We start from the raw sequence: 25,815 nt of genomic DNA, 5'->3' as shown, positions 1-25,815 counted from the left end.
TCAAGTTACTGAACCGTAATGAACATGGTGCTACCCCTGGTAACGCCCGGCCGGTTACGGTCCGGTAACCCCACAGGAGCAGCGCGACCACGGTCCTGGTCCCACGGGACCGCGGACGACGGATCCGGCCCTTCCCCAGGAGGTTCGCCATGCCCTCACGTCCCCGCATGCTCGCCGCGGCGATCGCCGCCGCGCTCGCCCTCGGTGCCCAGGCCGTCCCGGCCGTCGCGGCCGACGGTGCGGCCGGCGGTTCGGCCACGACGTCCCGCGGCGTCGAGATACCCGCCTTCTACACCCCGCCGTCCGAACTCCCGGACGCCGACGGCGCCCTGGTCCGCAGCGAGCCGCTGCCCCTGGCGCTGAGCCTGCCCGGCATCGACGGGCCGCTCCCCGGCCGGGCGACCCGGCTGATGTACAAGTCCACCGACGCGAACGGCGAGGCCGTCGCGGTGACCGGCGCCTACATCGAACCGGCCGCGAAGTGGCGCGGCGACGGACCGCGCCCCCTGGTCGCCGTGGCCCCCGGAACCATGGGGCAGGGCGACCAGTGCGCCGCCTCGATGGCCCTGGAACACCCGCTGATGCTCAACGGGCAGACGGTCTCCGTCGGTTACGAGGACCTGTCGGTCTACCGGCTGCTGCTGCGCGGCGTCGCCGTCGTCGTCACCGACTACGTGGGCCTCGGCACCACCGACCGGCTGCACACCTACGTCAACCGCGTCGACGGGGCCCACGCCGTCCTGGACGCCGTACGCGCCGCACGCTCCCTCGACCAGGCGTCCGTCACCCCCGCCTCCCGGGTGGGGCTGTTCGGGTACAGCCAGGGCGGCGGTGCCACGGCGGCCGCCGCCGAGCTGCAGCCCTCCTACGCCCCCGACGTCGAACTGGCCGGCACCTACGCCGGGGCACCGCCCGCCGACCTGACGGAGGTGACGAAGGCGATCGACGGCAGCGACCTGGCGGGCGCCCTGGGCTGGTCGCTCAACGGCTTCCTGCAGACCGAGCCGGCCCTGCGGCCCATCGCCGACCGGTACGTCAACGAGGCCGGCGAGAAGGCGCTGAAGGACCTGTCGACGATGTGCGTGGGCGACGCGCTCTTCGGTTACGGCGGCAGGAGCAGCAAGGAGTGGACGAAGACGGGGCAGTCCCTCAGCGACATCATCCGGGCCGAGCCCGCGCTCCAGGACTTCCTGGCCGAGCAGCGCATCGGCGCGCTCAAGCCCGCCGGGCCGGTCCGCGTGGCCACCGGCACCGGCGACGACCTGGTCCCCCACGGCCAGGCCCGCCGGCTGGCGGTCGACTGGTGCGACAAGGGCGGGAAGGTCACCTACGTCCCCGTGGTGCTGCCGGCCGTGGGCAGCGGTCTGCTCAACCACTTCGCCCCGTTGCTCACCGACCAGGGCAACGCCATCTCCTGGCTCACCGACCGGCTCTCCGGCAAAGCGGCCGGCTCCAACTGCTGGAGCATGCCGGTCCAGCCCTGAGCAGGACGTCGCACCGCCGCCGTCGAACCGCTGCCCGGGGGTCCGCGCCGCCCCGGGCAGCGGCTCCGGCATGCGCCGGTCCCGGGTTGCGGCACAGAATTCGCTCAGGCGAACTGTGACGGAGCGACAGGAAGGCAGCGGCGTGGTCGACGCGAAGTCCGACGGCGGGTCCGGTCCCCGGAGCGGGGCGAAGATGCCGGGTACGGTCGCGCGCCTGCCGCGGCAGGTCCGCGAGGAACTGGCCCGCCGGCTCCGCCGTACCAAGCGGGCCTTTCGCGAGGAGGACGTCCAGGTCGTCGAGGCGCCGCTGCTCAAGCGCGCGGTCGGGGCCTCCGCGCTCGGCAACTGCATGGAGTGGTTCGACTTCGGGGTCTACAGCTATCTGGCGGCCACCATCGGCAAGGTGTTCTTCCCGGGCGCCTCCCCGGCGGCCCAGGTGATCTCCTCCTTCGCCACCTTCGCCGCGGCGTTCGTCGTACGCCCGCTCGGCGGCCTGGTCTTCGGCCCGCTCGGGGACCGCGTCGGACGGCAGAAGGTGCTCGCCACGACCATGATCATGATGGCGCTGGGCACCTTCGCCATCGGCCTCATCCCCAGCTACGCGACCATCGGCATCGCCGCCCCGATCCTGCTGCTGCTCGCCCGGATGGTCCAGGGCTTCTCCACCGGCGGCGAGTACGGGGGCGCCACCACCTTCGTCGCGGAGTACTCACCCGACCGGCGGCGCGGCTTCCTCTCCAGTTGGCTCGACTTCGGCACCTTCGTCGGCTACGCCCTGGGCTCGGCGCTGGTCACCGTGCTGAACCTGTCCCTGTCCGACGAGCAGATGCTCGCCTGGGGCTGGCGGCTGCCGTTCCTGATCGCCGGTCCGCTCGGTGTCATCGGCCTGTACATGCGGCTCAAGCTGGAGGAGTCCCCCGCCTTCCAGCAGCAGCTCGACGAGCACGAGAAGGGCCTGGCCCAGGAGTCGGCCGGCAGCGAGTTCAAGACGATCGTGCGCGAGCACTGGCGCCCGCTGCTGATCTGCATGGGCCTGGTGCTGCTCTACAACGTCACCAACTACATGGTGACGGGCTATCTGCCGACGTACCAGACAGAGACCCTGAACCGTTCCAGCGGGTTCGCGGACGTGCTGGTGCTGATGGGGATGGTGTGGATCGTGCTGCTGATCACCTTCCTCGGCCGGCTCAGCGACCACGTCGGCCGCCGCCCGCTGTACGCCGTCGGCGCGGCGGCGATGATCGTCCTGGCCGTTCCGGCGTTCCTGCTGCTGAAGGCGGACGGCATCTGGGCGCCGGTGTTCGGGGTGCTGCTGCTGTCCACCCTGCTGGCCTGCTTCGCCGCGCCCAGCGCCGCCACGCTGCCGGCGCTGTTCCCCACCGCCGTGCGCTACGCCGCGATGGCCATCGGCTTCAACTTCGCCGTCGCCGCCTTCGGCGGCACCACCCCGCTGGTCACCGAGGCGTTGGTGAGCATCACCGGCGACGACCTGATGCCGGCGTACTACCTGATGGCGGCGGGCGCCATCGGGCTGGTGACGGTGAGGTTCCTGCCGGAGAGCGCCCAGGTGCCGCTGCACGGCTCGCAGCCCATGGTCGGCTCCCGGCAGGAGCAGCGCGAGCTCATCACGACCTCGAAGGACCTCTACAGCTTCTCCAAGGACCGCTCGAAGGCCCCCTGACGCACCGTCGCCGGCCGCCGGCCGCGCACGAGGCGGAGCGACGCGCCCGACCCCACGGCCACCCCGGCGAAGACCAGGGCGCTGCCCACCGCCTGGGCGATGCCGTAGGAGCCCGTGCCGACCAGCGGTGCGGTACCGGCGGCGGCGACCGGGATCAGCCCGGAGAACAGGGTGGCGCGTTCGGCGCCGATCCGCTGCATGCCCATGTACCAGCACACGAACCCGACGACGGTGACCACCACCGCCTGCCACAGCAGCGCGCCCGTCTCCACCGCGTCCGGCCGGCGCAGCCACCCGCTCCCGTCCGCCAGGACGCCCGCCAGGGCCGATTCGGCCGCCGCGATGCCGCACACCGCGGTGGACAGCAGCCGCGGGCCCAGGGGCCGCAGTACGGGCACGGCGAGCACGGCGAACCCGACCTCGCCGGCCAGCGCGCACACCGAGAAGGCGAGGCCCGCGCCGTCGGTGCGTCCCCAGCCCTGGACGGTGAAGGCTCCCAGGGCCACGAACAGGGACCCGTACAGGACGACCCGCTGGGGCCGGCGCCCCTCCAGCAGGGGCACGACGACGGCGACGACCACGGGCGCGCAGCCGACGAGGACGCCGGGTACCGCGGGCTCCGCCGTGCGTTCCGCGGCCAGGACGGCCAGGTTGAAGCCGACCATGCCCACGGCCGCCAGCAGCGCGAGGCGCACCCAGTGGGCGGCGCCGAGCGCGCGCAGCCGGGTTGCCGCGCCGGGGCCGGCCAGCGGGAGGAGCAGCAGGAAGGCCAGCCCGTAGCGAAGGAACTGGCCGCCCGCGTACGGGTAGTCGCCGAGCAGGCTGTTGGCGGTGAAGGATCCTCCGACGAGGACACAGGCGAGCGCGGCGAGCAGGGCCCCGCGCGTGGTGGTGGCGTTCATGCCCCCGACGCTAGGGAGCGCGGCGGTCCGCCACGGGGTCCACTTCAGGGGCGCTGTCGGGGGCCAATCGCGACGCGCGGACCGGCCTACGGGGAGCCGCCGTCCGCCTCCCGGCGCTCCCGGTCCGAGGCCGGCCAGACGTAGGGCAGGTCGTCGGGGACCCCGGGGAACTGTTCGGCGTACACCTCCGGGTCCTTGCGCACCAGCGCCGAGCGGTGGCTGCGGTGGAAGGCATCGTCGCCGAGCCAGGGCGGCAGTTCTCCCGCGGCGGCCAGTTCCGCCTGCTCCCGCACCGGCTCGCCGGGACGGCGCTCGGCGAGTCCCGCGACCAGTGAGGCCGCGCAGCTGTCCTGGTGGCCCTGCTCCCGCCAGACCCGGCAGACGTCGAGGCCGTAGCGGACGAGTGCTTCCTCGTAGCCCGTCCACATCCGCACCGCGGGGTGCCGGCGCCAGCCGTAGCCGGGGACGGTGAGTCCGCGCAGCACCTGGAGGGCTTCCACGCGCTGTTTGCCCAGGCGCCGCCGGTCCAGGGCCAGTGCCGAGTCCCGGAAACCGGGGTGGGGGAGGAAGGTCTGCACGGTGGTGCCGCTCCGTTCAGCCGGGGAAGAGGCCGCGGGCACGCAGGTGTGCGCGGCGTTCGGCGTAGGCGAGGTCGTCGCGCCACAGGCGGCCCGCGGCGGCGCGCATCAGCGGCCGCAGGGCGGGCGCCAGACGGCGGGCCAGGGGGAATCCGGGCCGGTCCGAGGTGGCGAGCACCGCCTCGACGACGGCGGTGCGCGGCAGTCCGTCCACGCCGGGTCCCAGCGGTGTGGCATGGCTCTCCACCACGGACCCGGTGCCCTCGCCCTCGACGATGCGCATGACGACGGTGCGGGGTCCGGGCGCGGTGAACTCGGCCCGGACGGGGACGACCAGGCGGCCGGTCAGCCGGAAGGACACGTCCACGACGAAGCGGTCGCCGCCCTCCTTGGGGGGCGTGTCCTGCCCGGGTGCCTCGACGACGGTGAGGTCCACGAAGGAGTACGGGTGGAACCACGCTCCGTGCCACGGGTCGAGCCGGTTGGCGACCACGTCCTCGGGCTCGCAGGTGCCCACCCCGCGCCACACCGAGGTCAGCGCCGTCGCCCGGGGCGGCCGGGCGGGCACGAGGGGCTCCGGGGTGGGCGGCTCCGCCCCCACGGTGTCCAGCCGTACCCACACCAGGACGCCGTCGTCGTGGACCGGCAGGGGTTCCCACCCGGCGAACGGGGCGCCGTCGAGGGCGAGTCCGTGCCAGTGGCACACGAGCGTGCCGCACCGTACCGGGCTGTCGGCCAGCGGGGCGCCGAGATGGGGGCAGGCGCCGGGGCCGCCCACCAGACGCCCGTGCGCGTCCCGCCAGACGACGGCCTCGACGCCGGCGACGGTGCCGGCGAGCGGACGCGTGGGCCGTACGCCGGTGCTCGCGCCGAGGACGTACCAGTTGCCCGAGGGGCGGGCCCCGGCACGCCGCAGGGCCGCGGCGACGACGGCGGGGCGCGCCTCGCGCCATGTCGGGCGCTGCCGCTCCCAGGGGAGCGCACGGCGCCGCAGCCGCAGGGGGAGGCGTCCTCGGCGGGGGCGGCCGTCCGTGCTCATCCGGGCTCCTTCGCGTCGAGGGCGGCACCGCGGGGCACGGTCGCGGGCGTGGGGGTGCGGCGTGCGGCGAGCCGGGCGGCGAGTACGCGTACGAGTCCGTCGGCGGCGACGGCCGCGCGGCGTCGGCGGGGCACCACCGCGCGCCGGTGCAGCACCGCGTACCCGCCCTCCGCGATCGTGTCGAGGATGCTCCGGTAGAGCAGCAGGGCGGTGCGGATGCAGGGCCGCGCCACGGGGTCGAGCATGGCGAGGCCGGGTTCGGCCTCGCGGTAGACGCCCCGGGTGAGGTCCTCGGCGGCCCGCAGCGCGGCGGTGATGCGCGTGTCGTGGCGGCCGGTGCGCCTGCTCCACAGCAGCAGGTCCCGCTGGACGCCGTGCGCGGCGAGCAGGTCGGCGGGGAGGTAGACCCGGCCCCGGTCCAGGTCCTCGCCGACGTCCCGCAGGAAGTTGGTGAGCTGGAAGGCGACGCCCAGCGCGGCGGCGTGCGGGGCGGCCAGGGCGCGGGAGGTCACGGTGCCGAGGACGGGGAGCATCTGGAGGCCGATGACGGCGGCCGAGCCGTGCATGTAGGCGCGCAGGTCGGCGTAGGTGGCGTAGTCGGTGACGGTGAGGTCGGCGCGCATCGAGGCCATGAAGTCGGTGAAGTGCGCCGGTTCGATGGCGTACCGGGCGGCGGTGTCGGCCAGGGCCAGCACCACCGGCTCGGCGGCGGGGCGGCCCCCGGTGAGCGCGTGCCGCAGCAGCCGGTCGAGGCGGGCGAGGGCGGCGGCGCGCTCGGCGGGCGTGGCGTCGGCCGTGTCGTCGACGATGTCGTCGGCCCACCGGGCGAACCCGTACAGGGCGTGCACGGCGGGCCTGCGGTCGGCGGGCAGGAGGCGGGTGGCCAGGAAGTAGGTGCGGCCGTGGCGGGCGTTGAGGAGCCGGCACCGGGTGTAGGCGGCGCGCAGGGCGGGGTCGGTGACACCGGCGGCGTCGAGTTCGCGTCCGGTCATCGCCGCCCGCCCCTCGCCGCCCGGGGGCGCCGCGGTGTTCCGGTGATGCGGGCGGCGGCCAGCTTGCCGGACAGCAGTACGGTCGGCACCCCGACGCCCGGGGTGGTCCCGCAGCCCGCGAGGACCGCGTTGTCGGTGCCGCGCACCAGGTTGCGGGGGCGGAAGGGTCCGGTCTGGGCGAGGGTGTGGGCGACCGAGAAGGGGGTGCCGGCGGCGTGCCCCTGTGCGGTCCAGTCGGCGGGCGTCACCAGGCACTCCTCCTCCACGGCGGCGGCGAAGCCGGTCAGTCCCCGGCGTTCCAGGGTGGCGAGCAGCCGGTCGCGGTAGCGGGGCGCGAGGTCGCTCCAGGCGCGGGCGCCGGGGCCGGTGTCGGTGTTGGGGCAGGGCGCGAGGACGTAGTGGAGGTGGCGGCCCTCGGGGGCGAGGGAGGGGTCGTGGGCGGTGGGCCGGGTGATCAGCAGGGACGGGTCGGTCATGAGGGTGCCGGTCCGGGTGAGTTCGTCGAAGGTCCGTCGCCACGCGGCGCCGAAGGAGAGCGTGTGGTGGGCGAGGTGCGGCCAGGTGCGGGTGGTTCCGGCGTGCAGGACGACGGCCGAGGGTGCGTGCCGCAGGGCGAGGGGGCGGCGTGGGCGGCGGCCCAGGAGCCGGTGGACGACGGGCAGGTCGGGGGTGAGGACGACGGCGTCGCACGGGATGCGCTCGTGGCCGGTGACGACGGCGGTGACGCGGTTGCCGGACCGTTCCAGGCGGGTGACGGCCCGTCCGAGGCGCAGGTCGGCCCCTGCGCCGGTGGCGGCCGCGGCCATGGCGCGGGGCAGGGCGTGCAGGCCGCCGCGCGGGAAGTAGACGCCGGCGACGGTGTCCATGTAGGCGATGACGGCGTAGGCGGCCAGCGCGCGGGACGGCGCCACACCGGCGTACAGGGCCTGGAAGGAGAAGACCCGCTTGAGCCGTTCGTCCGTCAGGAAGCGTCCGATGCGGGCGTCGAGGCGGCCGAAGCCGCCGAGGGCTGCGAGCCGCGCCAGGTCGGGGGTGAGCAGGCCGAGCGGCGAGTCGAAGTTGGCGTCGATGAACCGGCGCATCTGCACGGCGTACAGCCGCCCGAGCCAGTCGCGCAGCCTCCGGTACCCGGCCGCCTCCCGGGCGCCGGCGAACCGTTCGACCTCCGTCTCCATCGCGTCGGCGTCGGTGTGCACGTCCAGGGTGGTGCCGTCGGCGAAGCAGGCGCGGTAGGCGGGGTGCAGGGGCAGCAGCTCGACGCGGTCGCGCAGCCGTTCGCCGACGGCCGCGAAGGCCTCGTCGGCCAGGTCGGGCATGGTCAGGACGGTGGGGCCGGTGTCGAGGCGGTAGCCGCCGAGTTCGCGCCGTCCGGCCCGGCCGCCGGGCAGCGGGTCGCGTTCCACGACGGTCACCCGGCGTCCCGCGCCCAGCAGGTGCAGGGCGGTGGACAGCCCGGCGAGTCCGGCTCCGACGACCACGACGTGGTCGGTGCGCCCGGACACCGTCCGCGTCATCGCTCCCTCCGGTCCGCGGGCGGTTCGTCCGGCCGGGGGGTGCGGTGGCCGGCCGTGCCGGGGGGCGTGGCGGGGTTTTCGCTGGAGGGCATGGCGGGGTCCTCTCGTGTGGTCGGCCCCATGCCTTCCCCCTTCGCCTCCGGCGCGACGCCGCGGGGCCCGGTTCGCGTCCGGCAGTCACCCGCCCGGCGGTATCGGGTCCCCCCGGCGGGTTCCCGCGTCGCCCCGTCCAGCGCGCCCTGCGTCGCCGCGGACGGCGCCGGGCGGAATACTCCGCCGGACCCGGCGGGATGCGGCCGGCGGGCGGCGGAAGGGAAGGAGGCGGGCGTGCTCGACGCGGACATCGTGGTCGTCGGTGCCGGGGCGGCGGGGCTCTCCCTGGTGCACCGGCTGCCGGCCGGGACGCGGCACGGCGCGGCGCCCTCCGTCGTCCTCGTCGATCCGCCGCCGGGGCCGCTGCGGCCCGCGCGGCGCACCTGGTGCTTCTGGGAGGCCGGGCCCGGCCGCTTCGACCGGGCGGCGACGGCCTCGTGGGAGTGGCTGCGGGTGCACGGCCGGGACGGGAGGGCCGTGCGCCGCAGCATCGCGCCGGCCCGCTACAAGATGGTCCGCTCCGACGACTTCGAGGCGCTGGTGGAACGGGACCTGAAGGACCGTCCGGGGCTGCGGCGCGTCGAGGCCACCGTCGGCGCGGTGACCGGCCTGCCGGACGCCACCGTGCGGGTCTCGGCCACGGACGCGGCGGGCGCGCCGGTCGGCCTGCGCGCCCGCTGGGTCTTCGACTCCCGTCCGCCGGACCGGCTGCCGGCCGCGCGCACCCGGCTGCTCCAGCACTTCCGGGGCTGGTTCGTGCGCACCGAGCGGCCGGTCTTCGACCCGGAGGTGGTCGACCTGATGGACTTCCGCACCGCGCAGCCGCGTCGGGGCCTGTCCTTCGGCTACGTACTGCCCACCGGACGGCACACCGCGCTGGTCGAGTACACCGAGTTCGGCCCGGCTCCGCTGACGGCCGAGGCGTACGACCGCGCGCTGGAGGACTACACGCGCCGCGTCCTGCGCACCGGCGCGACGGAGGTCCTGTCGACCGAGCAGGGGATCGTGCCGATGACCGACGCCGTCTTCGCGCGGGGGGCCGAGGGCTGCGACCGCGTCTTCCGGATCGGCGTCGCGGGCGGTGCGACCCGGGCGTCCACCGGGTACACGTTCGCCGCCGTGCAGCGGCAGTCCGAGGCCGTCGCCCGCGCGGTGCGCGCGGGCCGCCGTCCGGTCCCGCCGCCCCCGCACCCGGCGCGGGCCCGGTGGATGGACGCGGTGCTGCTGCGCGCCCTGGACACCGGCCGGGTCGACGGACCCGACCTGTTCTTCCGGCTGTTCGACCGCGTACCCGCCGGGCGGCTGCTGCGCTTCCTCGACGGCCGGTCGCGGCTGTACGAGGACCTGGCGGTCGGCGTGCGCGTCCCCGTCCTGCCGATGCTGCGCACGGCGGCCGAACTGCCGTGGCTGCCGCGCCGTCACCTGCCCGTCCGCTGAACCCCACCCGCCGAGTACCGACCGTCCGGAGCCCTTGATGCCCTTGCCGTGCCACACCGCGCCGACCACCGCCTCCGGCCGCGACGCGGCCCCCCGCGACCGCCTCGGCACGCCCGCCCCGGCCCGTCGCACCCCGCCCGGCCACGTCACCCGCCGACCGGGTACCGCGGGCGGCGGTGCGGCGCCGCGCCACACCGCCTCCGGCCGCGCCGCGGCCCCCCGCGACCGCCTCGGCACGCCCGCCCCGGCCCCGACGGGGTCCCTCCCCCGCGCCGGGACCGTCGGCCGCGTCCGTACCACCCGGGACGCGCGGTGATCCGGGGCGGTGGGGTGCGGCCGCCCGGGCGGGACCGGCGGGCGCGGATGCTGCCGCCCGGGCCGGGCCGGGAGCGGGTCGAGGGCGACGCGCCGCCGTCCGTGGCGGTGGTCGGCGGCGGCATCGCGGGGCTCGCGGCGGCGACCCTCCTGGCCGAGCGCGGGGTGCGCGTCGTGCTGCACGAGCGTGAGCCCGTGCTCGGGGGCCGGGTCGCGGGCCGGGCGGTCACCCTGCCGGACGGCACGCCCGCCACGATCAGCCGCGGCTTCCACGCCTTCTTCCGCCAGTACTACAACCTGCGGAGCCTGCTGCGCCGGTGCGATCCGGGCCTCGCCATGCTGACCGGGCTGCCGGACTACCCCCTGCGGCACAGCAGCGGGCTGCACGACGGCTTCCGCCGGATTCCGCGCACTCCCCCGTTCAGCGCCCTCGCCTTCGTCGCGCTGAGTCCCAGTTTCGGGCTGCGGGACCTGGCGGCACTGCGGCCCGCCGCCGCGCTGCCGCTCCTCGACGTCGGTACCCGCCGCGTCCACGAGCGCCTGGACGGCGTCAGCGCCGACGCCTTCCTCGACTCCCTGCGCTTTCCCGCGGCGGCCCGGCACCTGGCCTTCGAGGTGTTCTCCCGCAGCTTCTTCGCCGACCCGGGCGAGCTGTCGGCCGCGGAGATGGCCCTGATGTTCCACATCTACTTCCTCGGCTCCAGCGAGGGGCTGCTCTTCGACGTGCCGCGCGAGCCGTTCCCGCAGGCGCTGTGGGACCCCCTCGCCGGGCACCTGGTGCGGCACGGCGTCGAGATCCGCACGAGCACGTCCGTCGAGGCCGTCCGGCCCGGTCCCTCCGGCGGGCGGCTCGTGGTCGACGCCGCCGGGGCCCGCCCGTACGACGCCGTGGTGCTCGCGATGGACGTCGGTGGGTTGCGCGGCGTGGTGAGCCGCTCGCCGCACTTGGGGGACGCCGGCTGGCGCGCGCGGGTGGCACGGCTGCGCAACGCCCCGCCGTTCCTGGTCTCCCGCCTGTGGCTGGACCGCCCGGTCGCCCCCGGCCGGCCCGGGTTCCTCGGCACGAGCGGCTACGGCTCGCTGGACAACGTCAGCGTGCTGTCCCACTGGGAGGGCGAGGCGGCCCGGTGGGCTGCGCGCACCGGCGGCTGCGTCGTCGAACTGCACGCCTACGCCGTGCCGTCGGGGGCTGTCCGGGAGGTGGAGGAGAAGCGTCTCGTGGACCAGTTGCACCGGGTGTATCCGGAGACCCGCCGGGCCCGCGTGCTCGCCGCGCGGCACGAGTGGCGGGCGGACTGCCCGCTGTTCGCCGTCGGCGGCTACGGCGACCGTCCCACGGTGCGCACCCCCGACCCGGCCGTCGTGGTCGCCGGGGACCTGGTCCGTACGGATCTGCCGGTGGCGCTGATGGAGCGCGCCGCCACCTCCGGCTTCCTCGCCGCGGGCGCCCTGCTGGAGCGGTGGGGGGTGCGGGGCGAGACGCTGTGGACGGTGCCCGACCGGGGCCGGTCCGCACCGCTGCGGGCCCTGGCACGGCGGTTCGGGGCACACTGAGACGGACGGGGCCGCGGCGGATCGGGGCACACCCGCACGGACAACCGCGGGCGCGCCGCGCGGGGCGCTGCCACCGATCGCCCGCCGCCTCCGGAACCCACCGCCGTGAAACCAGCCCCGACGGGGGGCGACTCGCCACCAGGACCCCGCCCGGACCCGGGCCAGACCGACCCGCCGGGACGGGACGGGCGCCGCCGCGCGTCGGCCGTCGCCCCGGGGCCCACGTCGGGAAACCGGCCGAGGCGGGGGCGGTTCGCCGCCGGGCCCGGCCCGGTCCCGGGGCCCGGGTCCCGCCGGGGCTAGCGTCCCCGGTCCGCTGTGCGGTCGGCCTGTCCGCCCGCGCCCAGCGGGCCGGTGTGGCCAAGGGGCTCCTGGGCCTCCATCCGGGGCAGTTCGTGGCGGGACAGCCGTACGACCGTCGGCGGCAGCGTCGCGCGTCCCCACTGGACCAGGCGCAGCCAGCCCGGCACGTACACGGCGGTACGGCGGCGCTCCACGGCGCGGACCAGCCGGGCGGCGACGTCCTCGGGCGGGAAGGTGCGGCGGGCCGGGGGCGGCATGTGCGCGCGCAGTTGACGCAGGACCGGGTACCGGTCGGCGTCGCGGATCATGTCGGTGTCGATCCAGTTCAGGTAGGCGGTGCCCACGGCGACGCCGCGGTGGGCCACTTCCGCGCGCAGCGAGTGGGTGAAGGCCTCCACACCGGCCTTGGCCGCGCAGTAGGCGCTCATCATGGGGGCGGCGCCGAGCGACGCCAGCGAGGCGATCTGGAGGTGGTAGCCCGCGGTGTCGAGCAGGTCCGGCAGGAAGGCGCGGGCCGTGTGGGCGCTGCCGGTCAGGTTGACGTCCACGACGCGGCGCCACTCGGCGGGGTCCGAGGTGGCGAACGGACCTCCGTGGGCGATGCCGGCGTTGGCCACCACGACCGACGGTCTGCCCAGGCGCCGGCGGGTCTCGTCGGCCGCGTCGGCCAGCGCCGCGGGGTCGGTGACGTCGGTCTCGACGGCGAGCGCCGGGGTCGGCAGGTCCGCCGCCAGGGCGTCCAGCAGCGGTTTCTCCAGGCCGAGCAGGGCTAGCCGGGCGCCTCGGTGGGCACACGCGCGGGCCAGGGCGGCGCCGAGTCCGCGCGCGGCGCCGGTCACCACGACGGTGCGGTGGTCAAGGGGACTGTCGTTCACCGGTCGGCCCTTCCCTCGGTTCCTCGGAGACGTCACGGACCGGCCCGGACCGGCGCCCGCTCGCGGTCAGCACCGGTCACCGGCCCGGTCGCGTCGGGTCAGGGACCGCTGCAGCCGGGCGAGGCCCGCGAACCGGTGCTGGCGCAGGGCGGCGCGCGCCGCGTTGGCGCCGGGTGCGCCGTGCACCCCGCCTCCCGGGTGGGCGCCCGCGGAGGCGAGGAAGAGACCGGTCACCGGTGTCTCCGGCCGTCCGGTGCCGGGCACGGGCCGGAAGACGAGTTGCTGGTGCATGGCGGTGGTGCCGCCGTTGATGGCGCCGCCCTCCAGGTTGGCGTTCATGGCCTGGAGCGTGGGCGGGGCGAGCACGCGCCGGGCCCGGACCAGGGCGCGGAATCCGGGCGCGAACCGTTCCACCTGGCGTTCGACCCGGTCGGCCATCAGTTCCCGCTCCCGTCCGTCCCAGCTCCCGGTGATGCCCTCGTCGCCCGCGTCGCCGCGGATGTCGTGCGGGACGTGGGTGTAGGCCCAGGCGGACTCGGTGCCGGCCGGTGAGCGGGTCGGGTCGGTGGTCGTCATCTGGCCGAAGAGCGAGAAGGGGCGGTCGGGGACCTGCCGCATGGCGATCTGGGCGGCGAACCGGGTGAGTTCGTCGAGGCCGTCGGCGAGGTGCACGGTGCCCGCCCCCGCCGCCTCCTCGCAGCGCCAGGGCACGGGGCCGTCCAGCGCCCAGTCCACCTTGAAGGTGGCGAAGTCCCACTGGAAGCGCCGCAGGTCGCCGCGGACCTGGTCCGGCAGGTCCGCCGGGGCGACGAGCCTGCCGTAGAGGGCGGGGACGGACACGTCCGCGAGGACGGCGCGGCGGGCGGTGACGGCATCCCCGTCGGCGGTGCGCACACCGGCCGCGCGCCGGTCGCGGACCAGGACCCGGTCGACGCGCCGCCCGCAGTGCAGGGTGCCGCCCCGGGCACGCAGCCGTCGGACCAGGGCCTCGGTGAGGGCGCCGGAGCCGCCGACCGGCACGGGGAAGCCGTAGGTCTGTCCGAGCATCGACATCAGCCAGCCGAAGCCGCCGCTGCCGGCCGCTTCGGGGGCGAGGTCGGCGTGCAGGGCGTTGCCGGCCAGGAGCAGTTTGCCGCCCTCGCCGCGGAACTCCTCCTCGCCCATGCGGCGCACCGGCAGGACCAGGGTGCGGGCGAGCCTGAGTCCGCCCGCTCCGCGCAGCCGCAGGGCCAGCCGGGCACCGGCGCGCAGCGGCGGGAAGGGGGTGAACAGGGCGTCCACGATGTCGGCCCGGTAGCGGTCCCACACCTCGTGCAGCCGTTCCCAGGCGGCGCCGTCCCCGGGTGCGAAGGCGTCGAGCGAGGCCGCGGTGGTGGAGAGGTCGCGGTCGAGGACGGCGCAGGTGCCGTCGGTCAGGGGGTGGGCCAGTACATGGGGTGCGTGCGCCCAGCACAGCCCGTACTCCTGCAGGCGCAGTCCGCGAAGGACCGGGGATGCGGCGGCCAGCGGGTAGAAGGAGCTGAACAGGTCGTTGACGAAGCCGGGGGCGACCGCCTCGTCGTGCCGCACGGCGCCGCCCGGCTCGGGCTGCTCCTCCAGGACCGTCACGCTCCAGCCCGCGTCGGCCAGCAGGTTCGCCGCCACCAGGCCGTTGGGTCCGGCTCCCACCACGACGGCATCGACGGCGTCGACGGCGTCAGGCACGGCCGGTTCCCCACCCGCGGTGCACCTCGCCCACCGAGTCGGGCGGGTCGGGACGGCACCGGTCGCCGGCGCGGGACTCGCACAGCTTGGCGAGTCTGGCGAGCATGGCGCGGTGCCGTACCTGGATCAGCGCCTCGACGCCGACGTTGTGCAGCAGGCCGCCGGGACCGCGCAGGGGGTGCTCGTCCACGATCACCAGGCACTGCTCGCCCCACGGGCGCAGTTCGACGGCGATCCGCGCGGTGCCGAGCCGGCCCGCCTTGGCCTCCAGTTCCAGCACGGAGCCCTCCACGCATCGTCTGACCACCGACTCGTTGTCCAGCAGCAGCGGCCCGAGCCGCACCTCGTACGCGATCGTCGCCCCGACCTGCGGCCACCGCCCGTCCCTGGGGGTGACCTTCGAGGGGCCGACGACCCATTGCACGTAGGCGTCGCCGTCCGCGAGGACGTCCCAGACGGCCTCCGGGGTCGCCTGGATCAGCCGGTGCCGAACCGCCACGTGTGCCTCCCACGTCCAGTGGCCGCTGCGGGCCGTCATTGCGAGGACGGAGCCTGAGTGCCCCGTCGGCGGCCGGCCAACCGGGGCGGAGGCGTCGGATCGCCCGGGCGTCTCCCGGGAGCGCGGACCGGCGGCAGGGAAAGGCCCTGCATTGGCATGGACCTGAAGACTCGGGCTGGCTAAGCTCGAAGCGACCCGACGAGAGCGCTCTCAAACCGCGGTTGTGCCACGCCACCTGTTCCACCCCCACCTTTGCTGGAACGACGAAGGGCAACTCCGTGAGACGCAGCAGACTCAGGCACCTCGGCCTGGCCGGACTCCTCGTGCTCGGCAGCCTCACCGCCGTCGGCACCCTGCCGGCCTCGGCGGCCGACACCCCCGCCGCCCCCGCCGCCTCCGTCGACGAACGGCCCGCCTCCGCCGGCCTCCTGGACGCCATGCAGCGCGACTTCGGCCTCACCCGGGACCAGGCCGAGGACCGGCTCGCGGCCGAACGCGAGGCCACCGAGCTGGAACCGGTGGCACGCCGGGCCGCCGGATCGGCCTTCGGCGGCTCGTGGTTCGACGCCGACGCCGGGAAACTCACCGTGGCCGTCACCTCCGACGCCGCCCCCTCGACCGTGCGGGCGGTGCGCGCCACCGGCGCACAGGTGCGCACCGTCGAGCACAGTGCGCGGCAGCTCGACGCGGCCAAGGCCCGCGTCGACCGCCTCGACGCACCCGCCGGTGTCAGCGGCTGGCACGTCGACCAGCGCGCCGGCACCGTGGTCGTCGACGTGGTCGCCGGCGAGCAGGCTGACAACGATGTCCGGCACTTCTTGCAGCAGGCCCGCGAGACGGGACCGGTCACGGTGCGCGCGGTGCCGTCGGCGCCGGGTACCTTCGCCGCGGGCACCGTCGGCGGCGACCCGTACTACACCGGCAACGTCCGCTGCTCCATCGGCTTCTCCGTGCACGGCGGGTTCGTGACCGCCGGGCACTGCGGCCGGGCCGGCGCCGGGGTCAGCGGCTGGGACGGCTCGTACATCGGCACGTTCCAGGGCTCCTCCTTCCCCGACAACGACTACGCGTGGGTCAGCGTGGGCAGCGGCTGGTGGACGGTGCCGGTCGTGCTCGGCTGGGGCACGGTCTCCGACCAGCTCGTGCGCGGTTCGAACGTGGCGCCCGTGGGTGCGTCGATCTGCCGCTCCGGCTCCACCACGCACTGGCACTGCGGCACGGTGCTCGCCCACAACGAGACGGTCAACTACAGCGACGGCTCCGTGGTGCACCAGCTCACCAAGACCAGTGTGTGCGCCGAGGGCGGCGACTCCGGCGGCTCCTTCATCAGCGGTGACCAGGCACAGGGCGTCACCTCGGGCGGCTGGGGCAACTGCTCCAGCGGCGGGGAGACCTGGTTCCAGCCGGTCAACGAGATCCTCAACCGCTACGGCCTGACCCTCCACACGGCCTGACCGGGCGGGGTGACGGGGAGGGCCGGGACGTTCTCCGCCCGGCCCTCCCCCACCGCCGGCGCCTCGGGCACCCAACGGCCGCCGGTCCGGGGCACGGGGCCCAGGGCGCGAGCCCGGAGCGGGAGCCCAAGTCGCGGGCCCAGGGCGCGAGCCCGGAGCGGGAGCCCAAGTCGCGGGCCCGGGTGGGCTCAGACGTCGCCGGGACCGGTCCCCGGCTCCGGTGCGTCGGGGCCCGTCGCCGTGGTCAGCCGGCGGTAGGCGGCCCGCGCGTGCACCAGGCGGGCCAGCGCCGTACCGACGAGGGCCGCGCCCAGCAGGCAGGCGAGCCACAACGCGTCCCGCCGGCCGGCCCACGTGAGGGTGCCGGCCGGCGGTATGGCGAAGCCGTTGAGGGACAGCCAGCACAGTACGGCCGTCCCCGGTGCGGCCGCGAACGGCGCGCACAGGCCGAGCAGGGCCGCCAGCAGCGAGAGCGCGACCAGGGCGAGACCCGGACGTCCCGAGCCGACGGTTCCGTTGAGGAGCCCCACCAGCAGGAGGGCGCCGCCGAACGCCCCGGCCCACACCAGGGGGGCCGCGACCGGCCTGGGAACGGGTCTGGCACCGCTGCCCAGGGGCACCCACTCGATCATGCTGACTGGCTCCTTCCGGTCCCGGACGCGTCCGGCCACGGCGGCGTGACCACGCTCCTGTGGGCAGATTGTCCCACCGGGCACGTGGTGTTCCGCCTTGGCACCGCGCCGGGGCGGACGGGGCTAACGCTCCGCCTCCGCGTGCTCCGAGGTGGAGAGCGGCGAGCTGGACGAGGAGGAGGCCCCGGCCGGCACCGGACGACTGTCCTTGTCCGTCTCCGTCCCCTCGCCGCTCCCGCCCGGTGCCGCGGCCGTTGCCGCAGCCCCGGGCAGCAGCCGGCCCGCGGCCCGCAGCGCACGGGCGAGTACGTGGGCGCGCCCCGCGACGACGGGTCCGAGGACGGCGAGGACGAGCACGTACCCCGCGATGAAGGGAGCGAGCCGCGCGTCCAGTCCGGCGCCCGCGGCCATGGCGGCCAGGATCAGCGCGAACTCGCCCCGGGCGACCAGGGTGGTGGCGATCTCCGCGGCCGGTTCGCTGCCGTAGCGGTACACCCGGGCGACGCACAGTCCCGCGACGACGTTCATGACGACGGTCAGGGCCGCCGCGGCGGCGACGGGACCGGCGACCGAGGCGAGGTCGCCGGGGTCGATGGCGAGGCCGAAGGCGAAGAAGAAGATGGCCGCGAAGGCGTCGCGCAGCGGGTGGACCAGCTCCCTGATCCGCGGCCCCGAGGGAGTGCCGGCGAGGATCAGGCCGACCATGAAGGCGCCGATCGCGTCGGCGACGCCGAGGGTTTCGGAGACCCCGGCGACGAGCACGGCGGCGCCGAGGAAGCTGATCACGAGCAGTTCGTTGTCCCGCGTGCTGATCAGCCGGCCCACGAGCCGGGTGCCGTAACGGGCGGCGGCGGCCAGCACCAGCAGGAAGCCGAAGGCCTTGCCGGCCTGCAGCGCCGTGTCGGCCAGGCCGTGCGCGCCCGAGATGACCGGTTGCAGGGCGGCCAGGTACAGCGCGAGGAAGATGTCCTCCACGACGATGACGCCGAGGATGAGCCGGGTCTCGGGGCGTCCGATCCGGCCCAGGTCGATGAGGATCTTGGTGACGATCGCGGACGAGGAGATGCCGAGGACGCCCGCCAGGACCAGCGCCTCGCGCACGCCCCACCCGAGGACGAAGCCGAAGCCGAGCCCGGCGCCGACGTTCAGGAGCAGATAGACGCCCCCGGCGGTCAGCAGCCGTTTGCCCCCGCTCTTGAGGTCGTCGAGGTGGAACTCCAGCCCCAGGTAGAAGAGCAGCAGCACCAGTCCGAGTGCGGAGAGCATCTCGAAGTCGTGCGCGTCCTCCACCAGGACCAGGCCCGGTGTGTGCGGGCCGAGCAGGATGCCGGCGAGCATGAACAGGGGGATCGTCGGCAGTCCGATCCTGCCGCCGAGGCGGGCGAGGAACGCGGCGGCCACGAAGGCACCGCCCATGGCGAGCAGGGTGTCAGCGTGTCCCACGGGTCACCGCCTTCACGCGCGCGCAGGGTCGCAAGGGCTTCACTTGACGGGGATGGATGCGCATTCTCCTTCGTCGGTCGTGCGTAGTCGGGTGGTACGTCGTCAGGTCTTGCGTCGTCGGGTCTTGCGTCGTCGGGTCGTGCGTCCTCGGGTCGTGCATCTTCAGGTCGTACGTCGTCAGGTCGTGCCGGCCGGGTCGTGCGCGGACGTGCCGCGGCCGTCGCACGGCACGTCGTCGTGCGGCACGTCGCTGTGCCACACGTCGCTGTGTCGAACGTCGCCGTGGCATACGTCTTGGTGCCACACGTCGTCGTGCCGCATCGTCGTGCCGGGCCGGGCGGCCCCGGACCGCCACGCCGCGTGGCGTGACACCGCTCGGGGCGGGAAACCCGCGGGCCGGCACCGGGCCCGGACGGCGAGCGCCCGTGCCCCGGGCCGCTTCCGGTCCGCGGCGTACGCCACCGTGCCGCCCGTCGGCCGACCGGCGCCCGGGCGGGCACGGCGCATCCGCGCCGGACCATGCGGCACCGCCCGCGAACGGGCGGGACAGGGCTTCCGCGACAACCTCCCCCGGCCCCCGAAAAACCCCCGGGGCGCGGCGTCGGTCCACTGTCACACGCTCTGCCACCGCGCGGCCATCGGGGACGACACCCAAATGCTCCGGCGGCCGACACCCATCGGCGGGCCGGGTGGAAAGGCCGCTCGGCGGCCCGATGCGGGCACGCCGCGGCCGACTCGGGGATCCCGGCCGCGGCGCACCCTGCCGCCCCGTGCGCGGGAGGACGGCGCGCGGCGGGGCACGACCCGCGTCTTCCCCGGCCTCTCGTCATGACTCTGCGCCGACCGAGTGATCGTCAGCAGCGGCCCCCGGTGTCCGGCCCCGTCACGCCGTCCGCCCCGCCGCGCGGAGCGGCGAGGCGGACGGGTTGCGGACGGTCCGTCAGCACGGTGTGGTTGCCATCAACTTCTCGAAGGAAGCCATGCAGTCCGGGCAATGACGCGCCCGTTCACCGTCGGATGCTTCTCTGCGTTCGCGGAGCTGCTGTCCGCAGAGTGTGGCCGCGGCCTGCTTGGACAGTACGTGCCACACCAACGCTCCGCCCGCCTTCTCCGGGCCCACGCACATTTCGTACATGATCGGCCTCCCAGCCTGGACGCCGCTGACACCCACCAGGAGACACCGGTTCGGCCGCGACCAGTAGCGCGCGGGGTCCATTCGGGTGACCGCCGGTTCGGCCGCCCGGGACGGATGCGCACCCGGACGGCTGCAAACGATCAGCCAACCGGCCCTGAACGGGTGCGCGTGACGCGGCGTCAGGGTGCGCGGCACGGGGCGGCTGCCGTCGCGGACGCGGGTCGGGCAGCCAGGCGCAGCCCTCGGTGAGCAGTGCCGGGGTGCGGTCCGGCAGCGGGTTCAGCCGGCCGCGTTGTCGGTGCGCATCCGCACCTGCTCCTCCAGCCGCCGCAGGCTGCCGTCGAGGGCCTCGGTCACCGTCCCCCGTCCCGGGTCGTGGCTGTCGTCGAAGAACGACAGGTGCACCGTGACCTCGCTGGCCCCGCTGTCCAGTCCGGCGACCTGCAGCCAGCCGGCGTAGCTGCCCTGCTCGCGGGTGCCCCATTCGAGCCGCATCTGCTCGGGCCGGGCGCGCAGCAGGGCGGAGGTGTCCTGGTCGGTGCGGTCCTCGTGGACGGTGACGGCGGGCGGTTCCTCCGGCTCCACGTGCAGGTCGCCGGGGAGCCAGGTCGCGAGCTGTCCGACGTTCGCGGCCTGGTCGAAGACCTGCTCGGGCTGGGCGGGCATGGTGCGGGATCGCTCGTACTCGGTCATGCGGCACCACTCCTCCGTGCTCGGGGTCGTACGTGGTGACGCGTGCCCCTTCTGCCGGGACCGAAGCGCTACCCGGACGACCGGCTCGGGGGGCGGGGCCGGGAGCCCGGTGCCAGACTGCTGGGCACCGTCCCCGCCGCGGCGGGCTTGCGACGAGAGGAGACGACGTGGCCACGCCGGACCCGGGCGACGCGGCGCTGAGCCGGTTCCTCGCCGATCCGGCCCGCCTGAACCTGGACCTGCGCGCCACCACCGCGCGTTCCGCCAAGGCGCTCGGGCTGCGGCACGCCGTCGTCTACCTCGTCGACCTCCAGCAGCGCCGGCTCGTCCCCCAGACGGCCGTGGCGCCGACGCTGCCGGTCGACGGTTCCCTGGCGGGCTGGGCCTACCGCACGCAGTCGCTGCGGGTGGAGGAGTCCGCGACGGGCGGCGGCATCACCGCCTGGTTCCCGCTCCTCGACGGCGCGGAACGGCTCGGCGTACTGGCCGTCGACGAGCCGGCCCTCACCGCGTCCTCGCTGACCCGCGGCCGGGCGCTCGCCTCGCTGCTCGCCATGGTGATCACCTCCAAGCGGCTGTTCGAGGACTCCGTGGTCCGGCACACCCGCACCGAGCGGATGCAACTGCCGGCCGAGTTGCTGCGCGCCCTGTTGCCGCCGCGCACCATCGGCGACGGGAACGTCGTGTCCACGGCGGTGCTCGAACCGGCCTACGAGATCGGCGGCGACGCCTTCGACCACGCGCTGACCGAGACGACGCTGCACGTGGCCGTCATGGACGCCATGGGGCACGACCTGGCCTCCGGACTCACCACCACCGTGTCGCTGGCCGCCTGCCGCAATGCCCGGCGCACCGGTCTGCACCTGCCCGAGCTGGTGCGGAACGTGGACGAGGCGCTGTCCTGCTGGCTCCCGGACAAGTTCTGCACGGCGGTCGTGGCACAGCTCGACCTGGTCACCGGCTTGCTGCACTGGGTCAACTGCGGTCACCCGGCGCCGATCCTGATCCGTGACGAGCGGCTGCTCATCGACGCCATGGAGCGTGACACCGACCCGCCCATGGGCATGCCCTCCCTGCTCACCTCCCAGCAGCGCCGGGTGCACGAGATCGCGCTGAAGCCGGGGGACCGGGTGCTGATGTACACCGACGGTGTGGTGGAGGCCCGGACCCGGGAGGCGAAGCTGCTGGGCCTGGAGCGTTTCGGCGACTACGTCATCAGGGCCACCGCCGGCGGTGAGCTGGCGCCGGAGTCCCTGCGCCGTCTGATCCACTCGATCCTGGACATGAAGAAGGGCCAGTTGCGGGACGACGCGACGCTCCTGATGTTCGAGTGGCGGCCGCCGCCGCGGGGCGGGCGGACCCTCCCGCGCCCCCAGTCGGGCTGACGGCCGGCGGTACGGCGCCGGGTACCGCGCACAGGGGCGGCGGCCGGTCCGCCCCCGCGACGGCGATCAGCCGGGGAAGGGGACGGGCGACGAGGCAGCCCGCCGACGGCCGGGCCCGCGGCCCGGACGCCGGCGTCTCCGAACCGCGCCCCACCGCCGGGCAGGCAGGCACGGCCCCCGGGCGCGAGGCACCTCACGAGGACCGCTCCGTCGCCCGCGCCCAGGCGATCCTCCCTGCCTTCGACGTCTGCCGGCCGGGCGCGGCCCGGCCGTCCCCCCGCTCGTCGGGGCCGTCGCGTCCGGCCCGTCAGGACCGGCCCGTCTCCTCCCCCGTCGTACGTCCGAGGCAGGTGACGTCGGCGGGGTCGAGTCCGGCCGCGCTGATCTCGTGGAAGCCCAGGCGGTCGTAGAAGGCCCTGGCCGGGGTGTTGGCGGTCGCCATGACCAGGTGGACGGCCGGGACGCCGCGCTCGCGCAGGGCACGCCAGAACGTCCGCATCAGGGTGCGGCCGTGGCCCTGTCCCTGCCAGTCGGGGAGCAGGTCGATGTGCAGATGGGCCGGGTACGCGGCCAGTTCGGGGACGATCATGCGCTCCGGGTCGTGCAGCAGCCCGGCCATGACCTCGTCCGGGGTGCGGTCGGCGGACGGGGCCTTCGGCGCGGGGTACCGGTCGGCGACCCGCGGCAGCCACTTCGTGCGGAACTCCCCGGCGAAGCGCGCGGTGTCCGCCGTGCCGAGGATGTAGCCGACGGCGCGGCCCTCGCCGTCGTCCAGCACGAAGGCCAGGTCCGGGTCGAGGTGGACGTAGGGGGCGGCGAAGATGGCGGGGAGGATCGCGGGGTCGGCGTACACGGGCCGGCTGTCGCGGCCGTTGTGCGCGGTCCGGATGCAGATGTCGTCGAGGGCCGGGGCGTCGGCCGGGCGGTAGGGACGTACGGATGCGGTCGCTGTCACCGCAGCATCCTGCCCGCTTGGGAGCGCTCCCACAACTGCTTTCGCTTCGACCCTCCGCCCCCGGGTACCCGGCGCCCCGCCAGTGCCCGGCGACGGAGCGCGGACGGAAGGCCGGCAGGAGGCCGACGATGGAGGATGCGACGGACCGGATCGCGCGCCCGTGGGGCCCGAGGGTGCCCTACGGGCGGCACGGGACCTGGCCGGCCCGGGTGGACACGTTCCTCGCGGACGGCGTGGAGCCCGGCGCGGTGCAGCGCTGGGTGCAGTCCGCGTCGATCCTGCACTCGGACGGCGACGCGATGGACATCGCGGTCGCCGACGGCCGGATGGTGGGCGTACGGGGCCGGGACGTGGACCGGGTCAACCGCGGGCGGCTCGGCCCCAAGGACCTGTTCGGCTGGCAGGCGAACGCCTCCCGGGACCGGCTGACCCGTCCGCTGGTACGGCGCGGCGGGCGGTTGACCGAGACGGACTGGGACACGGCGATGGACCTGGTGGCCGCCCGCTCGCGCGCGCTGCTGGACGAACGCGGGCCGGGTTCGATCGGCTTCTACACCACCGGCCAGTTGTTCCTGGAGGAGTACTACACGCTCACGGTCCTGGCCCGGGCCGGCATCGGCACCCATCACCTCGACGGCAACACCCGGCTGTGCACCGCGACGGCGGCGGAGGCGCTCAAGGAGACCTTCGGCTGCGACGGACAGCCGGGCAGCTACGACGACTTCGACCACGCCGACGTGGTCGCGCTGTTCGGCCACAACATCGCCGAGACACAGCCCGTGCAGTGGATGCGGCTCCTCGACCGCTTCGAGGGGGCCGACCCGCCGCGCCTGCTGTGCGTGGACCCGCGCCCCACCCGCGTCGCCGAGCACGCCGCGGTACACCTCGCGCCGCGGGTCGGCACCAACGTCGCCCTGCTCAACGCGCTGCTGCACGAGACGATCCGGCACGGGCGGATCGACCGCGACTTCATCGCCGCGCACACCGTCGGTTTCGACGAACTGGTCGCCCGCGTCGCCGACTGCACGCCGAAGTGGGCGGCGGGAATCTGCGACGTCCCCGCCGCCCGGATCGAGGAGGCGGCCGAACTCGTCGGCACCACCGACGCGTTGGTCTCCACCGTCCTCCAGGGCGTCTACCAGTCCCACCAGGCCACCGCCGCCGCCGTCCAGGTCAACAACCTGCACCTGATCCGGGGCATGCTGGGCCGGCCCGGGGCCGGCCTGCTCCAGATGAACGGCCAGCCCACCGCCCAGAACACCCGCGAGTGCGGTGCCAACGGCGACCTGCCGGGGTTCCGCAACTGGCAGAACGACGCCCATGTCGCCGACCTCGCCGCGGTCTGGAACGTCGAACCGGAGACCGTCCCGCACTACGCGCCGCCGACCCATGCGATGCAGATCTTCCGGTACGCCGAGCAGGGCTCGCTCAGGATGCTGTGGATCAGCGGCACCAACCCCGCCGTCTCGATGCCCGAACTCTCCCGCATCCGCGCGATCCTGGCGCAGGAACGGCTGTTCACGGTCGTCCAGGACCTGTACCTGACGGAGACGGCGCAGTTGGCCGACGTGGTGCTGCCCGCCGCCACCTGGGGAGAGAAGACCGGCACCCTCACCAACGCGGACCGTACGGTGCACCTGTCCGAGAAGGCGGTGGAACCGCCCGGCGAGGCCCGGCCCGACCTGGACATCTTCCTGGACTACGCGCGGCGCATGGACTTCCGGGACAAGGACGGCGGTCCGCTGGTCACCTGGGACGGCCCGGAGTCGGCGTTCGAGGCGTGGAAGCGGTGCAGTGCGGGCCGCCCGTGCGACTACACGGGGCTGTCCTACGCCCTGCTGCGCGACACCAGCGGCATCCAGTGGCCCTGCGACGAGCGGAACCCGCGGGGCACCGCGCGCCTCTACACGGACGGCATCTCCTGGGCCCACCCGGACGTGTGCGAGAGCTACGGCAAGGACCTGGTGACCGGCGCGGCGCAGGAGGCCGTGGAATACCGCTCGCTCAACCCGGACGGCCGGGCGATGCTGAAGGCCGCCGCGTACCTGCCGCCGCACGAGGAGCCCGACGAGGAGTACCCCTTCCAGCTCACGACCGGCCGGACCGTGTACCACTTCCACACGCGGACGAAGACCGGCCGCGCGCCCCAGCTCGACGACGCCGCCCCCGACGTGTGGGTGGAGATCTCCACCGGTGACGCGGAGCGGCTCGGTCTGGGCGAGGGGGACCTGGTGGAGGTCACCAGCAGGCGCGGCGCCCTGCGCGGGCGGCTGCGGGTGACCCGCATCCGCCCGGGTCTCCTCTTCGTGCCGTTCCACTACGGCTACTGGGACACCGCCGGCGGGTCCGGGCCGGGCCGGGACACCCCCGGGCGGGCCGCGAACGAGACGACCGTCACCGACTGGGACCCCGTCTCCAAGCAGCCCCTGTTCAAGACGGCCGCGGCCGCGCTCACCCTCGTCGAACGCGGGGACGGCCGGCCCTCCCCCGCCCCGACGACCACCGCGTCGGCCCCCGCCGACCCCGGCGTCGCCCCGCCCACCTCGGGCGGACCGGCGGCGCACACGACGCGGCAGGAACCCGCCGCGTTCCCGCACGGCCGGCAGGAGGACGCACGGTGAACGGCATCACCCTGACCCTGCGCACGCTGCACCGGGGCGAACGGCGCCTGGCGCACGACCTGGTGACCGTCGCCGAGCGGCACCGCACCGAGCACGAGGTCCACCACGTCGCCGCCGACCTCTCGGCCTGGTCCCGCGAGCACGTGCGGCGGCTCGCAAAAGCGGGTGCGGAGCACGGCGTGAGCCTCGGCGACCCGCCGGACCACTCCCCGGACGGCGTCCTGGCGACGCTGCGGAAGAAGGCGTCCGAGGCGGTCGTGCACCGGCCGGAGCCGGGCCTGCTGCTCCTGCGCGACCTGCGGGAACTGCACCTCGCGGCGGCGGAGAACTCCCTGCACTGGGAGATGCTCGCCCAGGCCGCACAGGCGTCGAAGGACAGCGGACTGCTGGCGCTCGTCTCCTCCTGCCACCCGCAGACACTGCGCCAGATGCGCTGGACCAACACCATGGTCAAGAACCTGTCGCCCCAGCTCCTCACCAGCCTGTGACCTGCGGGTTCCCCGCCGGGCACGGTACTGGGGAGCGCC

21 protein-coding genes are annotated in these 25,815 nt (G+C 75.2%); 9 read left to right on the top strand and 12 right to left on the bottom strand.

Going from position 1 to position 25,815, the window contains the following annotated elements; all coding sequences use genetic code 11:
* The first annotated feature begins 149 nt into the window (after positions 1-149).
* Positions 150-1,484, top strand: coding sequence for a lipase family protein (locus tag IG88_RS0132220; protein ID WP_031048972.1), 1,335 nt, complete (start codon positions 150-152; stop codon positions 1,482-1,484).
* A gap of 193 nt (positions 1,485-1,677) precedes the next feature.
* Positions 1,678-3,165, top strand: coding sequence for an MFS transporter (locus IG88_RS0132215; RefSeq protein WP_051852145.1), 1,488 nt, complete (start codon positions 1,678-1,680; stop codon positions 3,163-3,165).
* Here IG88_RS0132215 and IG88_RS0132210 read toward each other — a convergent pair.
* The 5 genes from IG88_RS0132210 to crtI form a co-directional block, all read right to left on the bottom strand.
* The gene (locus tag IG88_RS0132210) at positions 3,129-4,067 is read right to left on the bottom strand and encodes an EamA family transporter (RefSeq protein ID WP_037837170.1); all 939 of its coding nucleotides are present in this window, start codon (positions 4,065-4,067) and stop codon (positions 3,129-3,131) included. The genes IG88_RS0132215 and IG88_RS0132210 overlap by 37 nt on opposite strands.
* A gap of 86 nt (positions 4,068-4,153) precedes the next feature.
* Positions 4,154-4,645 carry an MSMEG_6728 family protein gene (locus IG88_RS0132205; protein WP_031048968.1) on the bottom strand — a complete coding sequence of 164 codons (492 nt, stop codon included), beginning with the start codon at positions 4,643-4,645 and terminating at the stop codon, positions 4,154-4,156.
* Between the two features lie 16 nt (positions 4,646-4,661).
* Positions 4,662-5,684 (bottom strand): DUF5914 domain-containing protein, encoded by a 1,023-nt coding sequence (locus IG88_RS42945; RefSeq protein ID WP_031048965.1) that lies wholly within the window; start codon positions 5,682-5,684, stop codon positions 4,662-4,664.
* Positions 5,681-6,676 (bottom strand): phytoene/squalene synthase family protein, encoded by a 996-nt coding sequence (locus IG88_RS0132195; protein ID WP_031048963.1) that lies wholly within the window; start codon positions 6,674-6,676, stop codon positions 5,681-5,683. The genes IG88_RS42945 and IG88_RS0132195 overlap by 4 nt, the downstream gene beginning before the upstream one ends.
* Complete coding sequence (gene crtI / locus IG88_RS0132190; protein WP_031048961.1) at positions 6,673-8,190, bottom strand: phytoene desaturase family protein; 1,518 nt, start codon at positions 8,188-8,190, stop codon at positions 6,673-6,675. The genes IG88_RS0132195 and crtI overlap by 4 nt, the downstream gene beginning before the upstream one ends.
* A gap of 327 nt (positions 8,191-8,517) precedes the next feature.
* On the opposite strand from crtI, the gene IG88_RS0132185 reads away from it, so the two are divergent.
* From IG88_RS0132185 to IG88_RS0132175, 3 genes are read left to right on the top strand one after another with little or no spacing between them, the layout of a single operon-like run.
* On the top strand, positions 8,518-9,720 hold the full coding sequence (locus IG88_RS0132185; protein WP_031048959.1) for a lycopene cyclase family protein: 1,203 nt from the start codon (positions 8,518-8,520) through the stop codon (positions 9,718-9,720).
* Positions 9,721-9,757: 37 nt separating this feature from the next.
* Complete coding sequence (locus IG88_RS0132180; protein ID WP_031048957.1) at positions 9,758-10,036, top strand: hypothetical protein; 279 nt, start codon at positions 9,758-9,760, stop codon at positions 10,034-10,036.
* Positions 10,037-10,083: 47 nt separating this feature from the next.
* Positions 10,084-11,589 (top strand): FAD-dependent oxidoreductase, encoded by a 1,506-nt coding sequence (locus IG88_RS0132175; protein WP_199807524.1) that lies wholly within the window; start codon positions 10,084-10,086, stop codon positions 11,587-11,589.
* A gap of 299 nt (positions 11,590-11,888) precedes the next feature.
* Here IG88_RS0132175 and IG88_RS0132170 read toward each other — a convergent pair whose 3' ends face one another.
* The 3 genes from IG88_RS0132170 to IG88_RS0132160 form a co-directional block, all read right to left on the bottom strand.
* Positions 11,889-12,767, bottom strand: coding sequence for an SDR family oxidoreductase (locus tag IG88_RS0132170; protein WP_031048954.1), 879 nt, complete (start codon positions 12,765-12,767; stop codon positions 11,889-11,891).
* A gap of 66 nt (positions 12,768-12,833) precedes the next feature.
* Positions 12,834-14,471 carry a phytoene desaturase family protein gene (locus tag IG88_RS0132165; protein ID WP_031048952.1) on the bottom strand — a complete coding sequence of 546 codons (1,638 nt, stop codon included), beginning with the start codon at positions 14,469-14,471 and terminating at the stop codon, positions 12,834-12,836.
* A complete protein-coding gene (locus tag IG88_RS0132160) occupies positions 14,464-14,970 on the bottom strand; it encodes an SRPBCC family protein (protein WP_031048950.1) in 507 nt (168 codons plus the stop codon). The genes IG88_RS0132165 and IG88_RS0132160 overlap by 8 nt, the downstream gene beginning before the upstream one ends.
* Positions 14,971-15,248: 278 nt before the next feature.
* Here IG88_RS0132160 and IG88_RS0132155 point away from each other — a divergent pair, with 278 nt between their 5' ends.
* Positions 15,249-16,424 (top strand): S1 family peptidase, encoded by a 1,176-nt coding sequence (locus IG88_RS0132155; RefSeq protein ID WP_031048948.1) that lies wholly within the window; start codon positions 15,249-15,251, stop codon positions 16,422-16,424.
* Between the two features lie 188 nt (positions 16,425-16,612).
* Here the strand turns inward: IG88_RS0132155 and IG88_RS0132150 are convergent, their stop codons facing one another.
* The 3 genes from IG88_RS0132150 to IG88_RS0132135 all read right to left on the bottom strand — a co-directional run bounded on the left by IG88_RS0132150 (position 16,613) and on the right by IG88_RS0132135 (position 20,327).
* Complete coding sequence (locus IG88_RS0132150; protein ID WP_031048946.1) at positions 16,613-17,056, bottom strand: hypothetical protein; 444 nt, start codon at positions 17,054-17,056, stop codon at positions 16,613-16,615.
* 123 nt (positions 17,057-17,179) lie between these two features.
* Positions 17,180-18,499, bottom strand: a complete 1,320-nt coding sequence (locus IG88_RS0132145; protein WP_031048945.1) for a cation:proton antiporter — start codon at positions 18,497-18,499, stop codon at positions 17,180-17,182.
* Positions 18,500-19,913: 1,414 nt separating this feature from the next.
* Positions 19,914-20,327, bottom strand: coding sequence for an SRPBCC family protein (locus IG88_RS0132135; RefSeq protein ID WP_031048941.1), 414 nt, complete (start codon positions 20,325-20,327; stop codon positions 19,914-19,916).
* 35 nt (positions 20,328-20,362) lie between these two features.
* Between IG88_RS0132135 and IG88_RS0132130 the strand changes: the two genes are divergently transcribed.
* Positions 20,363-21,712, top strand: coding sequence for a PP2C family protein-serine/threonine phosphatase (locus IG88_RS0132130; protein WP_051852143.1), 1,350 nt, complete (start codon positions 20,363-20,365; stop codon positions 21,710-21,712).
* A 307-nt stretch (positions 21,713-22,019) separates the two neighbouring features.
* Here IG88_RS0132130 and IG88_RS0132125 read toward each other — a convergent pair whose 3' ends face one another.
* Positions 22,020-22,667, bottom strand: coding sequence for a GNAT family N-acetyltransferase (locus IG88_RS0132125; RefSeq protein WP_031048938.1), 648 nt, complete (start codon positions 22,665-22,667; stop codon positions 22,020-22,022).
* Between the two features lie 128 nt (positions 22,668-22,795).
* Here IG88_RS0132125 and IG88_RS0132120 point away from each other — a divergent pair, with 128 nt between their 5' ends.
* Positions 22,796-25,288: a molybdopterin oxidoreductase family protein gene (locus tag IG88_RS0132120; RefSeq protein ID WP_031048936.1), complete on the top strand. Its 2,493-nt coding sequence runs from the start codon at positions 22,796-22,798 to the stop codon at positions 25,286-25,288.
* A complete protein-coding gene (locus IG88_RS0132115) occupies positions 25,285-25,776 on the top strand; it encodes a hypothetical protein (protein ID WP_031048933.1) in 492 nt (163 codons plus the stop codon). The genes IG88_RS0132120 and IG88_RS0132115 overlap by 4 nt, the downstream gene beginning before the upstream one ends.
* Positions 25,777-25,815 lie beyond the last annotated feature (39 nt).

It is taken from the genome of Streptomyces sp. NRRL F-5650, assembly GCF_000721365.1.
In the GTDB taxonomy this organism is placed as follows: Bacteria; Actinomycetota; Actinomycetes; order Streptomycetales; family Streptomycetaceae; genus Streptomyces; species Streptomyces ardesiacus.
Note: the sequence above shows the minus strand (reverse complement) of the source record. Positions and strands in the feature narration are given on the sequence as shown.